General features: G+C 36.7%; 19 protein-coding genes. 4 read left to right on the top strand and 15 right to left on the bottom strand.

Annotated features, from left to right (window positions below):
• Position 1 precedes the first annotated feature (1 nt).
• The 5 genes from A3EE_RS0108265 to gldC form a co-directional block, all read right to left on the bottom strand.
• Positions 2 to 625: a TetR/AcrR family transcriptional regulator gene (locus A3EE_RS0108265; RefSeq protein ID WP_018342978.1), complete on the bottom strand. Its 624-nt coding sequence runs from the start codon at positions 623 to 625 to the stop codon at positions 2 to 4.
• 54 nt (positions 626 to 679) lie between these two features.
• On the bottom strand, positions 680 to 3,841 hold the full coding sequence (locus A3EE_RS0108260) for an efflux RND transporter permease subunit (protein ID WP_018342977.1): 3,162 nt from the start codon (positions 3,839 to 3,841) through the stop codon (positions 680 to 682).
• A gap of 17 nt (positions 3,842 to 3,858) precedes the next feature.
• On the bottom strand, positions 3,859 to 4,986 hold the full coding sequence (locus tag A3EE_RS0108255) for an efflux RND transporter periplasmic adaptor subunit (RefSeq protein ID WP_018342976.1): 1,128 nt from the start codon (positions 4,984 to 4,986) through the stop codon (positions 3,859 to 3,861).
• Positions 4,987 to 5,013: 27 nt separating this feature from the next.
• The gene (locus A3EE_RS0108250) at positions 5,014 to 6,390 is read right to left on the bottom strand and encodes a TolC family protein (protein WP_083921255.1); all 1,377 of its coding nucleotides are present in this window, start codon (positions 6,388 to 6,390) and stop codon (positions 5,014 to 5,016) included.
• 248 nt (positions 6,391 to 6,638) lie between these two features.
• Positions 6,639 to 6,974, bottom strand: a complete 336-nt coding sequence (gldC, locus tag A3EE_RS0108245) for a gliding motility protein GldC (protein ID WP_018342974.1) — start codon at positions 6,972 to 6,974, stop codon at positions 6,639 to 6,641.
• Between the two features lie 111 nt (positions 6,975 to 7,085).
• On the opposite strand from gldC, the gene A3EE_RS0108240 reads away from it, so the two are divergent.
• Complete coding sequence (locus A3EE_RS0108240; protein WP_245553818.1) at positions 7,086 to 8,093, top strand: endonuclease/exonuclease/phosphatase family protein; 1,008 nt, start codon at positions 7,086 to 7,088, stop codon at positions 8,091 to 8,093.
• Between the two features lies 1 nt (position 8,094).
• Here A3EE_RS0108240 and A3EE_RS0108235 read toward each other — a convergent pair whose 3' ends face one another.
• The 10 genes from A3EE_RS0108235 to A3EE_RS0108190 all read right to left on the bottom strand — a co-directional run bounded on the left by A3EE_RS0108235 (position 8,095) and on the right by A3EE_RS0108190 (position 14,774).
• Entirely contained in the window at positions 8,095 to 9,027 is a 933-nt protein-coding gene (locus A3EE_RS0108235; RefSeq protein ID WP_018342972.1) for a bifunctional riboflavin kinase/FAD synthetase, read from the bottom strand.
• Positions 9,024 to 9,704: a tRNA pseudouridine(55) synthase TruB gene (truB, locus tag A3EE_RS0108230; protein ID WP_018342971.1), complete on the bottom strand. Its 681-nt coding sequence runs from the start codon at positions 9,702 to 9,704 to the stop codon at positions 9,024 to 9,026. Before truB ends, A3EE_RS0108235 begins: the two co-directional genes overlap by 4 nt.
• Positions 9,705 to 9,727: 23 nt before the next feature.
• Complete coding sequence (locus A3EE_RS0108225; RefSeq protein ID WP_018342970.1) at positions 9,728 to 10,519, bottom strand: undecaprenyl-diphosphate phosphatase; 792 nt, start codon at positions 10,517 to 10,519, stop codon at positions 9,728 to 9,730.
• Positions 10,520 to 10,522: 3 nt separating this feature from the next.
• Positions 10,523 to 10,735, bottom strand: coding sequence for a DUF3098 domain-containing protein (locus A3EE_RS0108220; RefSeq protein ID WP_018342969.1), 213 nt, complete (start codon positions 10,733 to 10,735; stop codon positions 10,523 to 10,525).
• 4 nt (positions 10,736 to 10,739) lie between these two features.
• Positions 10,740 to 11,642: a cell division protein FtsX gene (locus A3EE_RS0108215; protein WP_018342968.1), complete on the bottom strand. Its 903-nt coding sequence runs from the start codon at positions 11,640 to 11,642 to the stop codon at positions 10,740 to 10,742.
• 79 nt (positions 11,643 to 11,721) lie between these two features.
• The gene (locus tag A3EE_RS0108210; protein ID WP_018342967.1) at positions 11,722 to 12,636 is read right to left on the bottom strand and encodes a hypothetical protein; all 915 of its coding nucleotides are present in this window, start codon (positions 12,634 to 12,636) and stop codon (positions 11,722 to 11,724) included.
• A 3-nt stretch (positions 12,637 to 12,639) separates the two neighbouring features.
• Positions 12,640 to 13,179, bottom strand: a complete 540-nt coding sequence (locus A3EE_RS0108205; protein WP_018342966.1) for an RNA polymerase sigma factor — start codon at positions 13,177 to 13,179, stop codon at positions 12,640 to 12,642.
• A gap of 86 nt (positions 13,180 to 13,265) precedes the next feature.
• On the bottom strand, positions 13,266 to 13,718 hold the full coding sequence (locus A3EE_RS0108200) for a MarR family winged helix-turn-helix transcriptional regulator (protein WP_018342965.1): 453 nt from the start codon (positions 13,716 to 13,718) through the stop codon (positions 13,266 to 13,268).
• Entirely contained in the window at positions 13,715 to 14,404 is a 690-nt protein-coding gene (gene folE / locus A3EE_RS0108195; protein WP_026209671.1) for a GTP cyclohydrolase I FolE, read from the bottom strand. The genes A3EE_RS0108200 and folE overlap by 4 nt, the downstream gene beginning before the upstream one ends.
• Positions 14,367 to 14,774 (bottom strand): 6-pyruvoyl trahydropterin synthase family protein, encoded by a 408-nt coding sequence (locus tag A3EE_RS0108190; RefSeq protein ID WP_018342963.1) that lies wholly within the window; start codon positions 14,772 to 14,774, stop codon positions 14,367 to 14,369. Before A3EE_RS0108190 ends, folE begins: the two co-directional genes overlap by 38 nt.
• 225 nt (positions 14,775 to 14,999) lie before the next feature.
• Between A3EE_RS0108190 and A3EE_RS0108185 the strand changes: the two genes are divergently transcribed.
• From A3EE_RS0108185 to A3EE_RS0108175, 3 genes are read left to right on the top strand one after another with little or no spacing between them, the layout of a single operon-like run.
• Positions 15,000 to 15,659: a phosphoadenylyl-sulfate reductase gene (locus A3EE_RS0108185; protein WP_018342962.1), complete on the top strand. Its 660-nt coding sequence runs from the start codon at positions 15,000 to 15,002 to the stop codon at positions 15,657 to 15,659.
• A 17-nt stretch (positions 15,660 to 15,676) separates the two neighbouring features.
• Entirely contained in the window at positions 15,677 to 16,612 is a 936-nt protein-coding gene (locus A3EE_RS0108180; protein WP_018342961.1) for an NAD-dependent epimerase/dehydratase family protein, read from the top strand.
• A 23-nt stretch (positions 16,613 to 16,635) separates the two neighbouring features.
• The gene (locus tag A3EE_RS0108175; RefSeq protein WP_018342960.1) at positions 16,636 to 18,198 is read left to right on the top strand and encodes an alpha-amylase family glycosyl hydrolase; all 1,563 of its coding nucleotides are present in this window, start codon (positions 16,636 to 16,638) and stop codon (positions 18,196 to 18,198) included.
• Positions 18,199 to 18,237 lie beyond the last annotated feature (39 nt).

Below are 18,237 nucleotides of genomic sequence, written 5' to 3'. Positions count from 1 at the left end.
TCTATTGTTCTGCTTGAATTTCTTTTAAAAACATTCCGGCAACCTTACACATTTTTTTGTCGAGCTCTTCGTAGTCTGCTTCTCCAAATTCATTGATGTCTTTGTATTTCAACTTTACCATTCTTACTCCTAAAAGCAAGTGCACTAGAAATTCAGCATATTCATGTTTATTAATCCTTTTAAATTCTTTCGTAGCAATTCCATGTTGAATGATGTTTGCTACCATTTCCTGTTCCATGTTATTGAAATTTTCAAATGCTTTCGTGTAAACCGTTTTTACATTGTTAAAGAAATCGGAACGTAGTTTGGAAAGATTTAAAAGGTGTCTGAAATGCTGGCTTCTCAACTTGACATATTTTTTAAGCTGCAATGTAGCTTCCATATCCGAATTGAGAAATTTATTCATTTCATCAAAAAAGACCTGTTGTTCTTTTTTAATAACAGATGCAAATAAGGTTTCCTTGTCCGGGAAATAATAATACAGCGAAGCTTTACCCATACCTACATCTGCAGCAATTTCATTCATGGTTGTTTTGCATAAACCATAATGCGCAAATCTTTTTTGAGCTGCATTGATAATGATCTCAAGCTTACCTTCTTCGGTTTTGTTTTTTGGTTCAGACATTTGTTTAAAATAAATACAGCATCCGGTTTAAGGGATGCTGTATTGTACGATAAATTAAGAATGATTGTTTGTTGAAGTTTCAGCCGGTAGAGATTTTTTATTTCTATATGCAATTTTTGTAATCACAACATATAAAACCGGCACAATAAACACAGCCAAACCTGTAGCAGCAAGCATGCCTCCAAATACTGTCCATCCGATAGTTTGTCTGGATACAGCACCTGCGCCTGATGCTACTACCAATGGTAATACACCCAGAATAAATGCAAGTGAAGTCATAAGGATCGGACGAAGACGTAGCTGAACCGCTTCAATTGTAGCTGCTACAATTTCCATTCCTTTATCTACACGTTCTTTTGCAAATTCTACAATAAGAATGGCATTCTTCGCCGCTAAACCGATCAACGTGATTAAACCAATCTGAGCATAAACGTTGTTACTTAATTTAGGTAAGAAATAAAGTGTTAAGATAGCACCGAATGCACCAAGCGGTACTGCAAGCATTACAGAGAATGGTACAGACCAGCTCTCATATAATGCAGCTAAGAACAAGAATACAAATATGATTGATAAAGCGAATATATATACAGCACTGGATCCGGATTTGATCTCTTCTCTACTTAAACCTGAGAACTCATAACCATAACCTGCAGGCAATACCTGTGCAGCCACTTCTTCAAGTGCTTTGATTGCATCACCACTACTGTAGCCTGGTTTAGGAGTACCATTAAATTCTGCAGAACGGAATAAATTGTAATGTGAAATCAATGGTGCATTTTCAACCGCTTCATACGTAACTAGTGAGCTTAACGGTATCATACTTCCGCTTACATTTCGAACATAATATTTATCCATATTTGAAATGTCTTTTCTGAACATGGTGTCGGCTTGTGTAACTACTCTGAAGTTTCTTCCATAAATAGAGAAGTCATTTATGTATCTACTGCCCATCAATGTTTGTATGGTTCCGAAAACATCTCCGGTAGATACACCCATACGTTCACATTTTACTCTGTCGACATTTATTTTGTAACCAGGCGCACGTGCAGTAAAGAATGTGAAGGCTCTTGCAATCTCCGGACGCTTATTGGCTTCCATCATAAATTGTTTTACCACTCTTTCAAACCCTTTGATGTCATCGTTGCTTTGTTTTTGTTCGATCATGAAACTGAAACCAGAAGCTGTACCCATACCCGGAATAGGAGGAGGAGGGATTACAATAATATTTGCTTCTTTGATCGCAGAAAATTCTTTTTGGAATTGTCCCACAATCGCATCAACCTGCATGGATGCATCTTTACGGTCTTTCCATGGTTTTAACTGACAGAATAACGTACCGCTATTTGATTTAGAACTGAAGGTGATTGCATTTAAACCGCCCAATGCCGCAAAGTGATTTACAGAAGGGTTTGCTTTTACAATGCCCATGATCTTGGTTAATACTTCAACCGTACGTGTAGTAGATGCTCCGTCAGGTAATTCAAATGTAATGATCAAACGACCTTCATCTTCCGTTGGAATAAATCCGGTTGGCTTGGATTTGAATAAACCGAATGTTGCAACGAAAATACATGCCAGTATTACTAATACCATTGGTGATTTTCTGATGCAGTATTTTACACCATTGGAATACGATGCAGTAACACGCGCAAACCAGTAGTTGAATTTAAAGAAGAATTTATTTAAGCCTTTTGAATTTTCATCTAAGTGCATTGGTCTTAATAACAAGGCACACAATGCAGGAGTTAATGATAAGGCAACAAACGCTGAAAGCAATACAGATACAGCAATAGTGATCGCAAACTGTTGGTATAGTCGTCCTACAATACCTGGTATGAATCCTACCGGAACGAATACTGCAGCAAGGATAAGTGCAATCGCAATTACAGGCCCTGAAATATCTTTCATCGCCTTAATGGTAGCTTCTTTCGGAGAAAGCTTTTCGTGATCTATGTAATGCTGTGTGGCTTCAACTACAACAATCGCATCATCCACTACAATACCAATCGCCAATACGAATCCAAATAAGGTTAATGTATTAACTGTAAATCCAAGTGGAATAAAGAAGATGAACGTACCAATGATGGATACCGGAATAGCAAGGATTGGAATCAATGTTGCTCTCCAGCTTTGTAAGAATAAGAACACAACAACGATTACAAGCAACAATGCTTCTACAAGTGTATGTACAACTTCATTGATGGATACATCTACTACAGAAACAGATTCAAATGGAACTACATAAGCAACGTCGTTTGGAAAAGATTTTTTCAATTCTTCCATTGCTTTGTATACGCCTTCTGCTGTTTCAAGCGCATTGCTTCCAGGAGATTGGTAAACCAATAAATAGGAAGATCGTTTTCCGTCTACAAAGTTGTTGCTTGAGTAATTGAATTTACCCAACTCAACGCGTGCAACATCTTTTAGATAAACGATATTACCCTCGTCCGGTTTGGTACGTACTACAATGTTTTCAAAGTCGGATACTTTTTCAAGCATGCCGTTTACCTGTAGGGAGTATTCAAATGCCTGATCCGGTGTTTGCGGAGATGAACCAATAGAACCTGCTGCAACCTGCACGTTCTGCTGTTGTAGTTTTGTTACAACTTCAGTTGCAGTCATACCATATTGCGCAAGTTTATCCGGGTTCATCCAGATACGCATACTGAAGTTATCTGCTCGCGTGAAAATATCACCCACACCTTTTACGCGCAAAAGCGCATCTTTGATAAAGATGTTGGTGTAGTTGTCCATGAATTTTACATCGTGTGTTCCGTTAGGAGAATACAAGGCAACCAACATTAAAATTGTCGGGTTACGTTTACGCACAGTAAGGCCGGTCTTCTTCACATCGTCCGGTAACTGTGGTGTAGCTACACTTACTCTGTTTTGTACATCCAATGTAGCGATGTCAATATTCGTTCCTACATCGAATGTTACGTTCATTGTCATAGTACCATCGCTGGTGCTGTTCGACTGTAGGAAGGACATGCCCGGACTACCGTTTACCTGCGATTCAATAGGCGTTGCGATCGTACGTTCAACAGTTTGTGCATCCGCACCGGCAAAGTTACCAGTAACCTGTACGATGGGCGGAGTGATATCGGGATACTGACTGATTGGTAAATTCATTAATGTAAGAATACCAACCAGTGTAATTACAACCGAAACAACAATAGCTGTTACGGGTCGTTTTATAAATACATCTGCAATCATATACGTTTTTTGCTTAATTATTTTTTAGGAGCTTCTGCTGCTTTAGGAGCGCCGGTTTGAACAGCCACACCGTCACGTAATTTTTGTATTCCTTCAACAACAACTTGTTCTCCGGCTGTTAATCCATCTAAGATGATGATGTTTTTGCCTACAACTTTTCCAGCTTTTATTTTATGTTGTCTTGCTGTATCTTGCTCGATCACATATACAAAGAACTCACCCATCTGCTCAACAACTGCTTTGTTTGGAATCACAACCACCTTGTCTGAGTATTTGTTTTCAACACGAATGTTGCAGCTCATACCATCTTTTAATGCACGGGTTGGGTTAGGGAATTCAAGTCTAATCTTTAATGTCCCTGTTTGCATATCCACCGCTCTGTCTAAGAAAAGAATTTTACCAGGATAAGGGTAGATACTTTTATCAGGAAGTGCCAACGTAAATAAAGAATCAGTTCTTGAAAGTTTTTTATTTTCTAAGCCTACAAAACGAGTAATTTCTTTTTCATTCACTACAAAATCAATAGCGATCGGATTGTTGGAAGAAACGGTATTTAATTTCGTTTGTCCTGCCGTAACAAAGGCTCCTCTTTTAACTAATGATATTCCGATTGTACCATCAAACGGAGCAGTGATTGTTGCATGTTGTAGATCAAGTTGTGCACGCAAAAGATTTGCTTTGGCAACCGCAATCTGACTTTCTGCAGTAGCTAAATCTGCTTCGGAGTATTCAAGTCTTTGTTGTGTTGTCATTCCTTTATCACCAAGTTGCTTATAGCGCTCCGCATCTTTGCGTGTTTTTTCATAATTCGCCTGGGCTATTTTAAGAGATGCTTCCGCACTTGAATAAGCAGCCTGGTATTTGGTTTGCTCGATCTCATATAGCTTCTGTCCTTTACGAACTTGTTGGCCTTCCTGAAAAAAGACTCCGGTTATAAATCCGCTTACTTCACAATTCAGATCTACATTGTTTAATGCAACAACATTTCCCGGATATACATCAAAGTATGTTGGGTTCTTAAGTTCAACAGTATCGGTAACAACTGCTGGGTTTGGAGGTGGTGTATTTTGAGCCGGTCCGCCACATGCAACAGCAACTACACTGATCACGATCAATAGAATTCCTTGTTTGATTTTTTTATTCATAAGTGTATTTATTAAAATGCTTTTAAATTATCGAACGATGTTACCAACTGCTCTATCGTAGTTCGCCTTAGATATTAAGGCTACATATACTGCACGGAAGAAGTTTGTTTGAGCTGTAATCAGATCGGATTCAGCTGTTGTTACTTCAACGTTTAACGCAATACCGGCTTTGTATTCAGCACGGAGTATTTCCAGGTTTTGCTGAGCAAGGTTTAGATTTTCTCTTTGTATGTTAAACGATTGTACACTGTTATATAAATTGATCAGCGCTTGTTCTACTTCAAGATCTATTTCTTTTTCCAGAGAGTGTTTTTTATTCTCTGTTATTTTTGATTGAATCTGTCGTTGCTGAACTCTGTAATTTACGGCTAATCCAGAGAATATAGGTACTTGCAGACGCAGACCAATGGTTGAATAATTATGCCAACGTGCAGACTGTGATAAATCTGCAAAGTACGTTGCACCTGGATTATAACCAAAGGTGCTTATTGCTACTAATCTTGGATAGTGACCTGCCTTTGCATTTTTTAATAAATAGTTATTGTACTTTTCCTGACTTTGCATAATTGAATATTCAATACGGTTGGTGTATACCGCAGATTTTTTTTCTGTTAAAATCTTTTGAATATCATCCATCATTGCCGGGTATAGACTATCTGTTAAGATCAATGGATTGTTTTCAGATAGGTTCATTTGGTAGCGCAGAATAGAACGGCTTAAAGCAACCAAACGTGTCGTCTCTTCTTTCTGTTCACGCACATTGTTCAAACTCACTAAAATTCTGCTTACATCAATGTTTCGTGCAAAGCCCGATTCATAACGTGCAATGGTTTCCTGGTAGGAAGAATCAAGACTTGTTAAGTTTGATTCAATAGCTTTTAGTTGTTGCTCATTTACCAATACACCATAGTATGCTTTTGTAATATTTACACTGACATCAATTCGCGTCTGTGTAATTGTCTTTTCTGCAATTTCTTCATTTGCTTTTGCAGCGCCTTGTGCAGAAAAGAATGCCTGATCAAATAAGACTTGTGATGCGCTTACATTTGGTGTAAAGGTATTTCTCAAGCCTAACTGGAATGCAATAGGAGTACCTTTGGGTAGTGGTGAATTTGCCTGAAAACCGACACCACTTTCTGTAATGTTTTGCTGAACGTTAAAACTGTGGATCAAATCCGCATTGGCAGAAACCTGTGGTAGCAAATTTGCACGTACTTCTCCTTTTTGAGCAGTTGACAAATCACTTTGCAGGTTGGCATTTTTTACGTTGAAGTTTTCATTTAAGCCGTATTCAATTGCCTGCTGCAATGAAAAGCTTGTGGGTTCGGATGTTGTTGTGTCCTGCTGTGCCTGTACCGCAGTATACATCAATGATAGCAATAAAAGTATACTTAATTGTTTCATCTTGATTGCATGATTTATTTAAAGGATTGCCTGGAATAGGATATTCGGTTGTTAGATTCCGGTAAAACAAAAGTAATAAACTTTTCGACTAATTATATATATTGGTCGAAAAGTTTAAGGTTGATGAATTGCAATTAGATGATTCAGAGAAGGGATTTAATTATTTTGAGAAGTATTTTAAGAATTAGAAAAAATAGGGTCGTATTCAAAAAAAAAAGCCCTCTCAGGATTTCTAAGAGGGCTTTTACTTATTTAGAGGCATTTTCTTTTACGTGAATAACGAGCTTTTTACATAAGTCGCGAATCATTTCTGCCATTTTTATATCTCCTGTAGCATTTTCAATTGAATCTGCCATTCCACCAATACCTTCAATCGCAAAACGTTTCATTTCTTCAACGGGCATTTCTTTTGTCCATATATTGATCTGCATGGTATTCATTTGTGAATGATCCCATAATGAAATTGCGATCGCATCGGTTGGCAATGGTTTATCTGAAGGGCCATCTGTTGCTTCCCACATAATGGATTCCGGTACGTTTTTATCATCCAGCGTAACGCTGAATTTTATTTCTGAATTTTTCATTTTGTACTTAATATTTCTGCTAATTTCTTCATGATTTACATCTAAAACAAATTTAGAAATCGTAATATTATCCTGATGAAGCAGAATTGTTGTTATAAAATAATGAAGTGTATGAATATCAGTAGGATAGTAGTATTGATGATATCTATGATCTTTTTCTCCTGTTCGTATCACACCGAAACAGCGAATAAATCCAATAAAGCTGCTTCCTCGTTAGCCAGAGTAGCTTTCTATAATGTCGAAAATCTATTTGATACGGAAGATGATAAACATACCAACGATAACGATTTTTTGCCTTCAGGCAAATTAAAATGGACTGATGAGCGCTATCAACAAAAGATTCAGCACATTCAGGAAGTAATGGAAAGCTTGAATGAAAATCATACACTGGCTTTGTTTGGTATGGCAGAAGTTGAAAACAAAACCGTGCTTGAAGATTTGGTGAAAAAAGATTCTTCCTATCAGATCATACATTATAACTCATCCGACAATAGAGGTATTGATGTATGCTTGTTATACAATACAAGTTATTTTACTCCGCTTACTTCGTATTTATCATCTTCTGAATCGGATGTGTTTTTACGTGAGGTACTGGTTGTAAAAGGTATTTTATGGAATGATACGGTTCACGTATTGGTAAACCACTGGCCATCGCGTAGGGAAGGGCAGGAAGAGTCGGAACATAAACGTCTGGAAGCAGCTAAGCTTACACTCCGTTTGATTGATTCTATTTCAACAGAAAATCCATCACGTACTATTATTGTTATGGGTGATTTCAATGATCAGCCTAACGATGAAAGTATATCAAGTATTACAAAGCTTCAGCCTACTAAGAAGAATGAAGCCGCAGATATGGTTAATCCATTTGAGGCAAAGCAAAATGCAGGAGAAGGGACTTGTAAATATAAAAGAGATTGGCTTTTGTTTGATCAGATGTTGTTAAGCAAATCTGTTATGGATAAAAAAGGATTTCAGTTTGTGTCTGCAGAAATATATGATCCGGAGTGGTTGTATTATAAGCAGGATGTGAATTCAGGTCCGTATAGAACCTTTGTGGGAGATAAGTATTACGGTGGGTACAGCGATCACTTTCCTGTGTATATTGAACTGAAAAAGTAGTTTAGTTCAATAATAATGCTCTGCTGTTTATTTCATCTTTTTTTAATTGCTGAATCAATGCATCGAGGCCTTCAAACTTGGCTTCATCGCGCATGAATGTATGAAGTTCTAAACGTACTGTCTTTCCATAGATATCTTCGTTAAAATCAAAAATGTGCACCTCTATAGTTCTGCGTTTGTCGTTGTTAATCGTAGGGCGCACGCCAATATTCAACATGCCTTTGTAACGTTCACCTTCAATATATACATGTACAGCATAAACACCATTTTTAGGAATGAGCTTATCCTGATCTTCGATAAAAATATTTGCTGTTGGAAATCCAATCGTTCTTCCCAATTTATTTCCTTCAATTACAAAACCTCTCAGTAAATACGGATATCCTAAATTTTGATTGGCAACAGTGCTATCCCCGTTTAATAAGGCTTTGCGAATAAGTGTAGAAGAGATTGCCAGCGAGTCGATTTCCTGTTTCGGAATTTCAATGGACTCAATGCCAAAGCGATCTTTATGCTGATTTAAATAATCGATGCTGCCTTCTCTATTATTACCGAAGCGGTGATCGTAGCCCAATACCAGATAACGTGTGCCGATTGTTTTGATCAATATATTTTCAATAAAATCATCTGCAGTTAGTTTGGCAAATTCTTCATTGAAATTTAGAATCAATAAATGATCAATCTTATAAGTATCGAGTAAATGTATTTTTTCTTCGAGTGTGTTTAACAGGCCAATTGGTTCGGCATCTTTCTTTAAAACAAATCGAGGATGCGGCCAGAATGTGATCAATACACTTTCTCCGTTCACAAGGCTGCTTAACTCTGTTAAACGGTTTAATATTTTTTTATGACCTATATGTACGCCATCAAATGCGCCAATTGTTACAACGGCTTTATGTAATGTTTGAAATTCTTTTATGTCGCGGTAAATCTTCATAAGGCTGCATATTGTGCTTCCAGCTGTTCCGGAGTGAGTGCACTCTGAACAGAATATTTTCCAATACGTTCTCTCCGTAATGCATGTAAGTGCGCACCGCAATTTAAGGCAATTCCAAAATCATTTGCAATCGTGCGAATATACGTTCCTTTGCTGCAAACGATATTGAAGTGTACAAGAGGTAATTCAATGTTGGTAATTCGGAATTCTTTGATGAAAACCTGACGTTGTTTGATCACAACTTCATTGCCTTTGCGTGCTTCGTCGTAGGCTCTTTTGCCATCTACCTTAACAGCAGAATAAATCGGAGGAGTTTGTGTAATGGTTCCTAAAAATTGTTTAACCGTTTTGCGGATTTGTGTTTCGGTAATCTGTGAAATGTCTTTTATGTTTTCAAGAGGTAATTCTAAATCATAAGAAGCTGTTGTTGCTCCTAATGAGATTGCTCCTGAATATTCTTTTTCATCATCCATCAAAGACTCGATCGTCTTTGTTTTTTTACCTGTGCATACAATGAGTAAGCCGGTAGCAAGTGGATCAAGCGTTCCGGCATGACCTACTTTTTTCATTTTTAATGTTCTGCGTACTTTTTTCACCACATCGAAGGAGGTCCAATGGTATGGTTTGTCTAAACATAATACCAGATCGTGCTGAGGAGTTTCAATAGCGGCAGACATCTATATACGAAGAGGAGGGAAGATTAAACAACTGCAAGATCTACGTTCATAAGAAGTAGAATCAACAGCAATGCACCAAGTGCTATTCGATAGTAACCAAATACTTTAAATCCGTATTTAGTCAAAATATTAATGAAGAATTTTATTGCCAGCATGGCTACAACAAAGGCAACGATGTTACCTAATAGCAGTAACGGAATTTTATCCGTCGATTCAAGAATCAGATCTTTTTCATCGTACAGACTTTTTGCTGTTGCAGCAAACATGGTAGGTACAGCAAGGAAGAAAGAAAATTCAGCCGCTGCTTTACGGGTTAGTTTCTGTGTAAGACCGCCAATGATTGTAGCAGCAGATCTGGATACGCCAGGAACCATAGCTAAGCATTGGAAACATCCAATCAGAAAGCCGGTTTTATAAGATACTTCATCCGTGCCTTCGGTCTCATTTTTTTCAAACCACTTATCAATAAACAATAAAATAATACCACCTAACAGAAGAGCGGCAGCTACTACCCAAACTTTTTCAAGCAGCTCATCAATATGTTGTTTTAGTAGTAAGCCAACAATCGCTGTGGGAATAAAGGCTACAAATAATTTGAAATAGAAGTCGAAACTTTTGAAGAAGCGTTTGAAATACAGTACAACTACAGATAGGATTGCCCCGAATTGTATCGCAACTTCAAAAACTTTTGTAAATGGATCATTTTTAATTCCCATTATTGCTGATGCAATAATCATATGACCTGTTGAAGAAACAGGTAGGAACTCTGTAATGCCTTCAACGATTGCTAAAACAATAGCCTCAATCCAATTCATGATTTAAGCTTTGTTCTTTGGCGTATAAAATATTGCAGCAACTTCTACAATCAAACCTAACAATACGATCATTGGTCCAACAGTTAAGCCTTTTGGACCAAAGCCATACTGTGTTGTATCAGATGCCATAATGAAATATCCGATAACCATTAATAATACACCTGCCACCATGATGATGTAGTTGATGTTTCCGAAAACTAATTTTTCTTTGCTCATAATTTTAATATAAATCGTCTAAAGACAAGAACATGTATTTGCGTAATGAAAGGTATGAACTGATTAAGCCAATTAACGCACCCATAAAGATAAGCGCACTATATAGCATATACGTTAGTTCAGGTACGTATAATTTTTGTAAATCTTCAATGGAAGCAAACGCATACTGTTGAAGAGCAAATAATAAGATGGATGCCAATACACCACTGATAGCGCCTTGCAGCATGGCTCTGTATATAAAAGGTTTTTGTATGAAAAAGGGGCGGGCCCCAACCAATTGCATGCTTCGGATTAAAAAGCGTTGTGAGTATAACGCTAATTTAATTGTATTATTGATAAGGAAGAAGGTAACAATGGTAAGGAGGAGCGCAAATGCTGCTAACACAATTCCTGCGTTTCGGATGTTACGTGTTACTTTTTTAAGCAATGCTTCTTCGTAAATAACTTCATATACTGCAGGATCGGCATTCAGATCTTTGATAATGAAATTCATGGATGAAGAATCTGTATAGTTTTCTGCAATGTGAATGGTGTAGGATGCCCGCAACGGATTCTCGTCAATGATTTTTGTAAAATCCTGTCCGGTTTGTTTGATGTATTCGTCCTTTGCCGCTTCTTTTGAAATGTAGGTAATTTCAGGAGCACCAGAGGCGTCTTTCGCTAAATAATTCTTTTGATACAAGTTTGTTTTAAAAGCTGTCTGCATTGAGTCATTGATGTGATTGTGTACATATATCTGTACTTCGCCGACTTGATTGTGGATGATCTTCTTGATCGATTGAGCATTAATCAAAATAAGTCCAAAAACACCAATAACACTTAAAGATAAGGTTATGCTGAAAATTACTGTTGTATAGGGAAAGCTCCCCAGTATTTTTTTTCTCTTTTTTGTTGTTATCTCTGCCACGTACTGCTATAAAAAACGATAGGTCAAATTTACCAAGTAAATCTGACCTATCCAATTTGAATACGGGAAGTTATTAGGATTAATGCTCTCTTAGCTGAGTTAATTGCAGTAAAATCGCTTTATCGGTAATCGGTTTAAGTGAAGTCACTTTTGTTTTACCCTGAATCAGTTCGTAATAGTTGTTTTCAAAGTATAAAAACAATTGTTTTGATGGTTTGTTGTTCAATTCAAACAACTCGTATGTGCTATTTGAGAAGTTTCCATGAAGGAACAACTGATTGTTAAAGAATCGATATCCTAAGTTATTTTCTTTAACAATACTAACCTTAATTTGAGGCGAAGAGATCGTAGAAGTATTTCCGCCATGATTCATTGCAGGCATATCAAAGTTGTCATTGATGCCGTCAATTGCATTGTCTGTATCAAGAGGTTCTTCAGAAAGATCTGTATGTGCTACATCCGATGCGTTGTTTTGCGATTTTGATTTTTTGCTAGAGCCGCTTACTGCTTTGGTGTTATTTGGGATCACAGATGTTGCTGTAGTTTTTTGATCTGCAGCAACAGAAGGTGTTTCAGATCCGGAAGTCGTTTGGGAAGATGAAACTACAGGCGATTCTATTTCAGTATTAGCTGCTGTTGCAGACGTATTATCGTCAATAGTATTTGATTCAACAGCAACTGTAGAACCTTCATTTCCTTTGTTAAATAAAGAGAATGAGCCTACGATCAATGCAACGATAGCTACAGATGCAGCTAACTTTACGTAAGGCGAGCCTAAGAAGCCAAATCCAACAGGTTTCACTTCAATAGCATTCATGCGATTCTTCAGTTGTTGATGGCGGTATTGTTTTACCGAATCAATAATGTCTTTTTGGATTGATACTTCTTGTTGAAGCTTAGGGTCGGCGGATACGGCTTTGTTAAAAGCTGCTGTCTCGGCACTGTTTAAATCCCCACGCAAGAATGAATCAATTGTTTCTTCTGTAATATTCATAAATTAGTCAAGAAAGTCACTTTCTTTATATAAAGATTTCACAAGGAGGTCAAGCTCCTTTTTACATTTGTATTTTTTTGTCTTAGACGTATCTGAATTTGCAAAACCCATTTTTTCTGCAATTTCTACCATCGATAAGCGATCAAAGTAGTAATATGTTAAAATATCTCTACAGGTATCACCCAGTTTTTGAATGCAATTGTTGATAATTTTAATGCGTTCATCCCTGTCCATATCCATGATCTCAACACCGTCATTTACTTCGTGTGAGAAGCGTTTTTTTCGTTCAAGCTCTTTTCTCCAAAGATTTAAGCACACGCTATAAAGGTAAGTGCTTATTTTAGAGGTGAGTATAAATTCCGGGTCTCGCGCTCTCTGCCAAAGTATTATTAGTGCCTCCTGGTAAATGTCCTTTGCTTCCTCTTCACTACCGTTGTTTTTGAGGATCAATTTGACCATCATCCGGTAATGCTGTTTATAGAGTAAGTCCAAGGTATTTTCATCGCCCTGTTTTAGTCGCACTAAAATCTCTTGGTCATTCATGATTTATATACTTTTACTACAAGTTTGGTAACCGAGTTCAGTTGATATATATGTTAAATTTTGAATTATGTGGATAAGTAGGTGGATTACCCTCTTAATTTGTCTAATAACTTGTTCAAATCTGCAACTTCCTCTTCAGTCAGCGTTAAGAATTTCCGCTCAAACTCCGGGAATTTTATAGCAATTTTTGCCAAAAGCTGTTCGCCTTTTTTAGTAATGAAGATATCTACGGCACGTTTGTCTGTAGATGCTTTGGAGCGTTCTACCAAACCTTTTATACGTAAACGTTCTACCAGTCTGGACGCATCACACATCTTATCCAACATGCGTTCCTTCAATAAGTTGATGGTTGAAGGGTTGGGATGTTGCCCCTTTAGGATACGTAAAATGTTAAACTGCTGTGATGTGATATCATATTCATTGAAAAAAACTTTAGAAAATGAATCTAGCCAGTTATACGTGTATATAAGGTTTACAGCAGCTTTACTGTATTCACTAGTGAATGCTTTTACTTGTTTAATTTCGTCTTCTAATCTCATTTTTTCTGGATAAATGCTAAAAATTCATTTTTGGTTTGATCTTCTTTGAATTTTCCAGAGTAATGAGCTGTAATAGTTGTGCTGGCTGTATCTTTCACCCCCCTGGAAGAAACGCATAAATGCGCCGAATCGATGACTATAGCCACGTCATCTGTTTTCAACGCTTCTTTAAGAGCCTCTGCAATCTGAACGGTTAAACGTTCCTGCACTTGAGGTCTCTTAGAATAATATTCAACCAATCGGTTGATTTTGGATAATCCGATTACTTGTCCGTTTGAAATGTACGCTACATGGGCTTTGCCAATGATTGGTACAAAGTGATGTTCGCAGTAAGAATAAAGCGTAATGTCTTTTTCAACGAGCATCTCATTATACTTATACTTGTTTTCAAACAGTTTTACACTGGGTTTATTTGCTGGATTTAAACCACTGAATATTTCTTTAACATACATTTTAGCAACTCTGTTTGGTGTGCCTTTCAGACTGTCGTCTGTTAGATCAAGACCAAGTATGTGCATAATTTCTTTAAAATGTTTTTGTATTAATTCAATTTTTAAAGCGTCATCTTTTTCAAATGCATCTTCTCTTAATGGCGTTTCTGCCGAAGAAGAAATATGGTCATCACCTGATTCGTCCATTATAGCTGGTTTATGCGGGGTATTCAACGAAGTTTCGTTCTGTTTCATATAAGATTACTTTCAGATCAATCGACGGTTCAATCAACGATCGCAAGGTTTTGTAAATTTGATGAGCTATATTTTCAGCTGTTGGATTCAGATGCTTAAACTCTTCACAATCTAAATTTAAATTTTTGTGATCGTAACGGGAGAGTATGTGTTTTTTAATTAAATCGCTCAATACCTTTGTGTCGAACACATATCCAGTAACAGGATCAACTTCTCCTATTAATTTAACAATCAATTCGTAATTATGGCCATGATAATTGGGATTATTACATTTTCCGAATACCTGGTTGTTTTGTTCATCTGTCCATGCTGAATTAAACAAACGATGCGCAGCGTTAAAATGTTCCTTTCTGAAGATAGCCGTTTTCAATATATTTTGAATTTTATATTTCGAATATCTAACAAAATTACAATTTCATAAACTCGAATCCTTTTCTTTTGCAGAATTTATCCTCGACTTTTAATTAAAAATTAAATGTTTGGGAGGATAAAGTCTAAATTTCGAAATAATATTTCATAAATGGAACTTGTTGGGTAGTAAATTTTGTTGCAAGGTAGTTATTTAGTAATTTGCAGAATTAAATTTTGTTTCGAAATGGTAAAGGAAGATATATACAAAAAATTGAAAGAATATCAGGAAAAGGGCTTAAAGCTTTTTACTTCATCTTCTTTTCAGACACATAGTATCGTGTTGCTTCACCTTCTGAGTGAATTTGACAATACAATTCCGGTGTATTTTATCAATACAGGATATCACTTTCCTGAAACAATCACCTATCGGGATCAAATTGCAGACCTGTTCAAGTTAAATGTTCAGGTTGTATCTTCTTCTACTCCAAGAAATATGCAGAAAGATGCTGAAGGAAGATTATTATTTACTTCAGACCCCGATTACTGCTGCTATTTGAATAAAGTACAACCGTTGGATGCTGTATTGCCTAATTACGATATATGGATCAATGGTGTACGTGCAGATCAAAGCGCAGTGCGTAAAAGTTTTGGTGTTGAGCAGCCTGCTCCTCACAATACAATACGTTTTCATCCGATGCTGGATTGGGACGTACGTATGATTGAAAAATATATCAAAGAATTTAAAATACCTCGTCATCCTTTAGAAGCAAAAGGATACTTGAGTATCGGGTGCGAACCATGTACACGTAAATTTGATATTGATACATACAACAGACAAGGCCGTTGGTTTGGTTTGAATAAAACAGAATGCGGTTTAAATACCGAATTAGTAAGTAAGAATTAATTTAAGAATCGTATAATATGAATGTATTGGTTACTGGTGGCGCCGGATATGTAGGGACGGAATTAGTGCTTAAACTTGCAGGAAATCCTGACGTTTCAAAAGTTGTGGTGTATGATAATTTGTCCAGAGAGAATTATAATTTATTTATTAATGCATCCAAACATGTTTCTAAAGATAAGATTCAATTTGAATTTGGTGATTTATTAGATACACGCAAAATCAGAAAAGTATTAACAGGGATTGATGTTGTATATCACTTAGCTGCCCGTGCTTCTACACCGTTTGCAAATACAGACAGTCATTTATTTGAACAGGTGAACCACTGGGGTACAGCTGAATTGGTGTATGCCATTGAAGATATCAAAACAGTCAAAAAAATGATCTATGTGAGCAGTTGTTCTGTATACGGTTCAGGCAAACAATTGATCGATGAAAGCGTAGCTGTTAATCCTAAAACAATCTATGGTGTTTCAAAGATGCGTGGCGAAGAGCATGTGTCAAGGCTTGGAGAAAAAATGAATGCAATCATTATTCGTTTGGGTAATGTATATGGTTATTCATCTTCCATGCGTTTTGATGCGGTGATCAATAAATTTATGTTTGAATCACATTACAAAAACAGAATCTCTATTCATGGAAATGGCCGTCAAAGTCGTTCATTTATTCATGTACAGAAAGCGGTTGATTCGCTGGAAGCAATTTTAACAAAAGATATTCCTTCAGATATATATAATTTAACAGAACGCAATTTAGAGATCTATGATCTGATCGATGAGGTAAAAGATCTGTATCCTTCATTGGAATTCATTTTCATCAATCAGCATTTAGAATTAAGAGAACAAAAAATAAATCCTGAAACGAAATTGTTAAAATACATCCCTCTTAAACAAACGAATTTTACTGAGGAGTTGGCAGAATTTAAAAAGCATTTTACGTTTCAAGCATCTGTATAAATAAGCCCCTTGGGGCTTTTTTTATGAAGTCGATCGAAGAAATTTCTCTTTCAGAAATTACTAAAGGAAAACACTATTGGAATTCTGAAAAACCAATAGAGGAGGAGATCATGTATTTTTTGCTGGTAGATCGTTTTCATGATGGTAAAGATCGGAATACCATTTCTTCCAGAGAGGGTTTTGGAAACGCCGAACAGCTGAAAGCCAGATGTGGCGGTACAATCAAAGGTATTACAAAGCAGCTGGATTATATTTTTGAAATGGGATTTACATCTGTTTGGATCAATCCATTTTTGCAAAATAATACAGAATCCTACCACGGTTATGCCATTGAGAATTTCTTGGAAGTCGATCCTCAATGGGGATCCAAAGAAGATGTCATTGAACTTGTTGCAAAAGCGCATGCATTACACATGCGTGTATTTTTTGATATTGTTTTAAATCATACAGGAGATAATTGGTCGTATAAAGTTTCAAATCCGGTGTATAAAAACGGAATTCAGTATGCGACAAAGGCATGGCGATTTGAAGACAAACCAATTCCTATAGAATTAAGAAATTTTAATTGTTATAGCCGCAAAGGAAGGATACGGCAGTGGGAGGAGAAGCCTGAAACATGGGACGGCGATATATTTGAATTGAAAGATCTGATCCAAAACGATTCGATCGTTGGCCAGCAGAATCTGGACATCATGGTTGCTGTTTATTCCTATTGGTTTGCATTAACCGATTGCGATGGGTTTCGCATTGATGCTGCAAAACATATCAATCCAAGCTGGTTGAATCAATTCATTACGGCGATTAAAAAGAATGCTGCCGAAGTGCAAAAAGATTTTTTCGTGTTTGCAGAAATTATCGGAGGTGAATCCATTGTAAAAGAATATCCAACAATTGACGGTTATCTGGATTTTAACTTTTATTTTTCTTCTGTAGATAAATTACTTCGTAAAAAGAATAGCAAAATACGTTTTGGAGAAGGGCATCTGAAAGCCTTGCCTGTGCGTTTTCTTGACAATCACGATCAAATCGGGCAAATGCCTAAACAGCGGATTGGGTATGCGTTAAACGAACCTGTTTTAGTAAATCTGCTTCGTGCATTTTTATTAATTCCTGGTTTGCCATGTGTGTATTACGGTACAGAACAGGGTTTGACCGGCAGGGGCAGAAATGATGGGGAGATACGAGAGTGTTTGTTTGATCCCCTGGGTACGGGAGATCTGTTTGATCGGAATTCAATTTACTTTAAAACAATTCAGCAATTTTCAGCATTAAGAGTAAAATGGAAAATGTTCCATGGGAAAGTTGAAAGCTGCAAAATACTTAATTCTGTTTTTAATAAGTGTATTGCATTGCAAATTAGTAGTTTAAGTGCTTCTAAATTGATTTTTTATAATTTAGGCGCTGAAAATGAGCAGGTTTCAATTAAACTCGCTCACCCAATATCCCGTACTAATAAATTAGTCGTATATTTATATAGCGATAATGGTCGTATTGAACTCGAAGCACAAATAAGAAACAACATCGTTTGCGACATTTCGATAGCACCATTTGGTTTTATTGTTTTGGATTTAGGTGTGGCTATATAGGAGCTATTTGTTTGAACATAGTATTTGAAAATTATATAA

The organism is Cytophaga aurantiaca DSM 3654 (genome assembly GCF_000379725.1).
Taxonomy (GTDB): domain Bacteria; phylum Bacteroidota; class Bacteroidia; order Cytophagales; family Cytophagaceae; genus Cytophaga; species Cytophaga aurantiaca.
Note: the sequence above shows the minus strand (reverse complement) of the source record. Positions and strands in the feature narration are given on the sequence as shown.

Bases quoted from the DNA above. Each gene is read 5' to 3' on its own strand.
- A3EE_RS0108180 (WP_018342961.1), top strand. From the start codon at position 15,677: ATGAATGTATTGGTTACTGGTGGCGCCGGATATGTAGGGACGGAATTA.
- A3EE_RS0108250 (WP_083921255.1), bottom strand. From the start codon at position 6,390: ATGAAACAATTAAGTATACTTTTATTGCTATCATTGATGTATACTGCG.
- A3EE_RS0108260 (WP_018342977.1), bottom strand. From the start codon at position 3,841: ATGATTGCAGATGTATTTATAAAACGACCCGTAACAGCTATTGTTGTT.
- A3EE_RS0108210 (WP_018342967.1), bottom strand. From the start codon at position 12,636: ATGAATATTACAGAAGAAACAATTGATTCATTCTTGCGTGGGGATTTA.
- A3EE_RS0108255 (WP_018342976.1), bottom strand. From the start codon at position 4,986: ATGAATAAAAAAATCAAACAAGGAATTCTATTGATCGTGATCAGTGTA.
- A3EE_RS0108200 (WP_018342965.1), bottom strand. From the start codon at position 13,718: ATGAGATTAGAAGACGAAATTAAACAAGTAAAAGCATTCACTAGTGAA.
- A3EE_RS0108265 (WP_018342978.1), bottom strand. From the start codon at position 625: ATGTCTGAACCAAAAAACAAAACCGAAGAAGGTAAGCTTGAGATCATT.
- A3EE_RS0108235 (WP_018342972.1), bottom strand. From the start codon at position 9,027: ATGAAGATTTACCGCGACATAAAAGAATTTCAAACATTACATAAAGCC.
- A3EE_RS0108175 (WP_018342960.1), top strand. From the start codon at position 16,636: ATGAAGTCGATCGAAGAAATTTCTCTTTCAGAAATTACTAAAGGAAAA.
- truB (WP_018342971.1), bottom strand. From the start codon at position 9,704: ATGTCTGCCGCTATTGAAACTCCTCAGCACGATCTGGTATTATGTTTA.
- A3EE_RS0108240 (WP_245553818.1), top strand. From the start codon at position 7,086: ATGAATATCAGTAGGATAGTAGTATTGATGATATCTATGATCTTTTTC.
- A3EE_RS0108185 (WP_018342962.1), top strand. From the start codon at position 15,000: ATGGTAAAGGAAGATATATACAAAAAATTGAAAGAATATCAGGAAAAG.
- A3EE_RS0108225 (WP_018342970.1), bottom strand. From the start codon at position 10,519: ATGAATTGGATTGAGGCTATTGTTTTAGCAATCGTTGAAGGCATTACA.
- folE (WP_026209671.1), bottom strand. From the start codon at position 14,404: ATGAAACAGAACGAAACTTCGTTGAATACCCCGCATAAACCAGCTATA.
- A3EE_RS0108220 (WP_018342969.1), bottom strand. From the start codon at position 10,735: ATGAGCAAAGAAAAATTAGTTTTCGGAAACATCAACTACATCATCATG.
- A3EE_RS0108205 (WP_018342966.1), bottom strand. From the start codon at position 13,179: ATGAATGACCAAGAGATTTTAGTGCGACTAAAACAGGGCGATGAAAAT.
- gldC (WP_018342974.1), bottom strand. From the start codon at position 6,974: ATGAAAAATTCAGAAATAAAATTCAGCGTTACGCTGGATGATAAAAAC.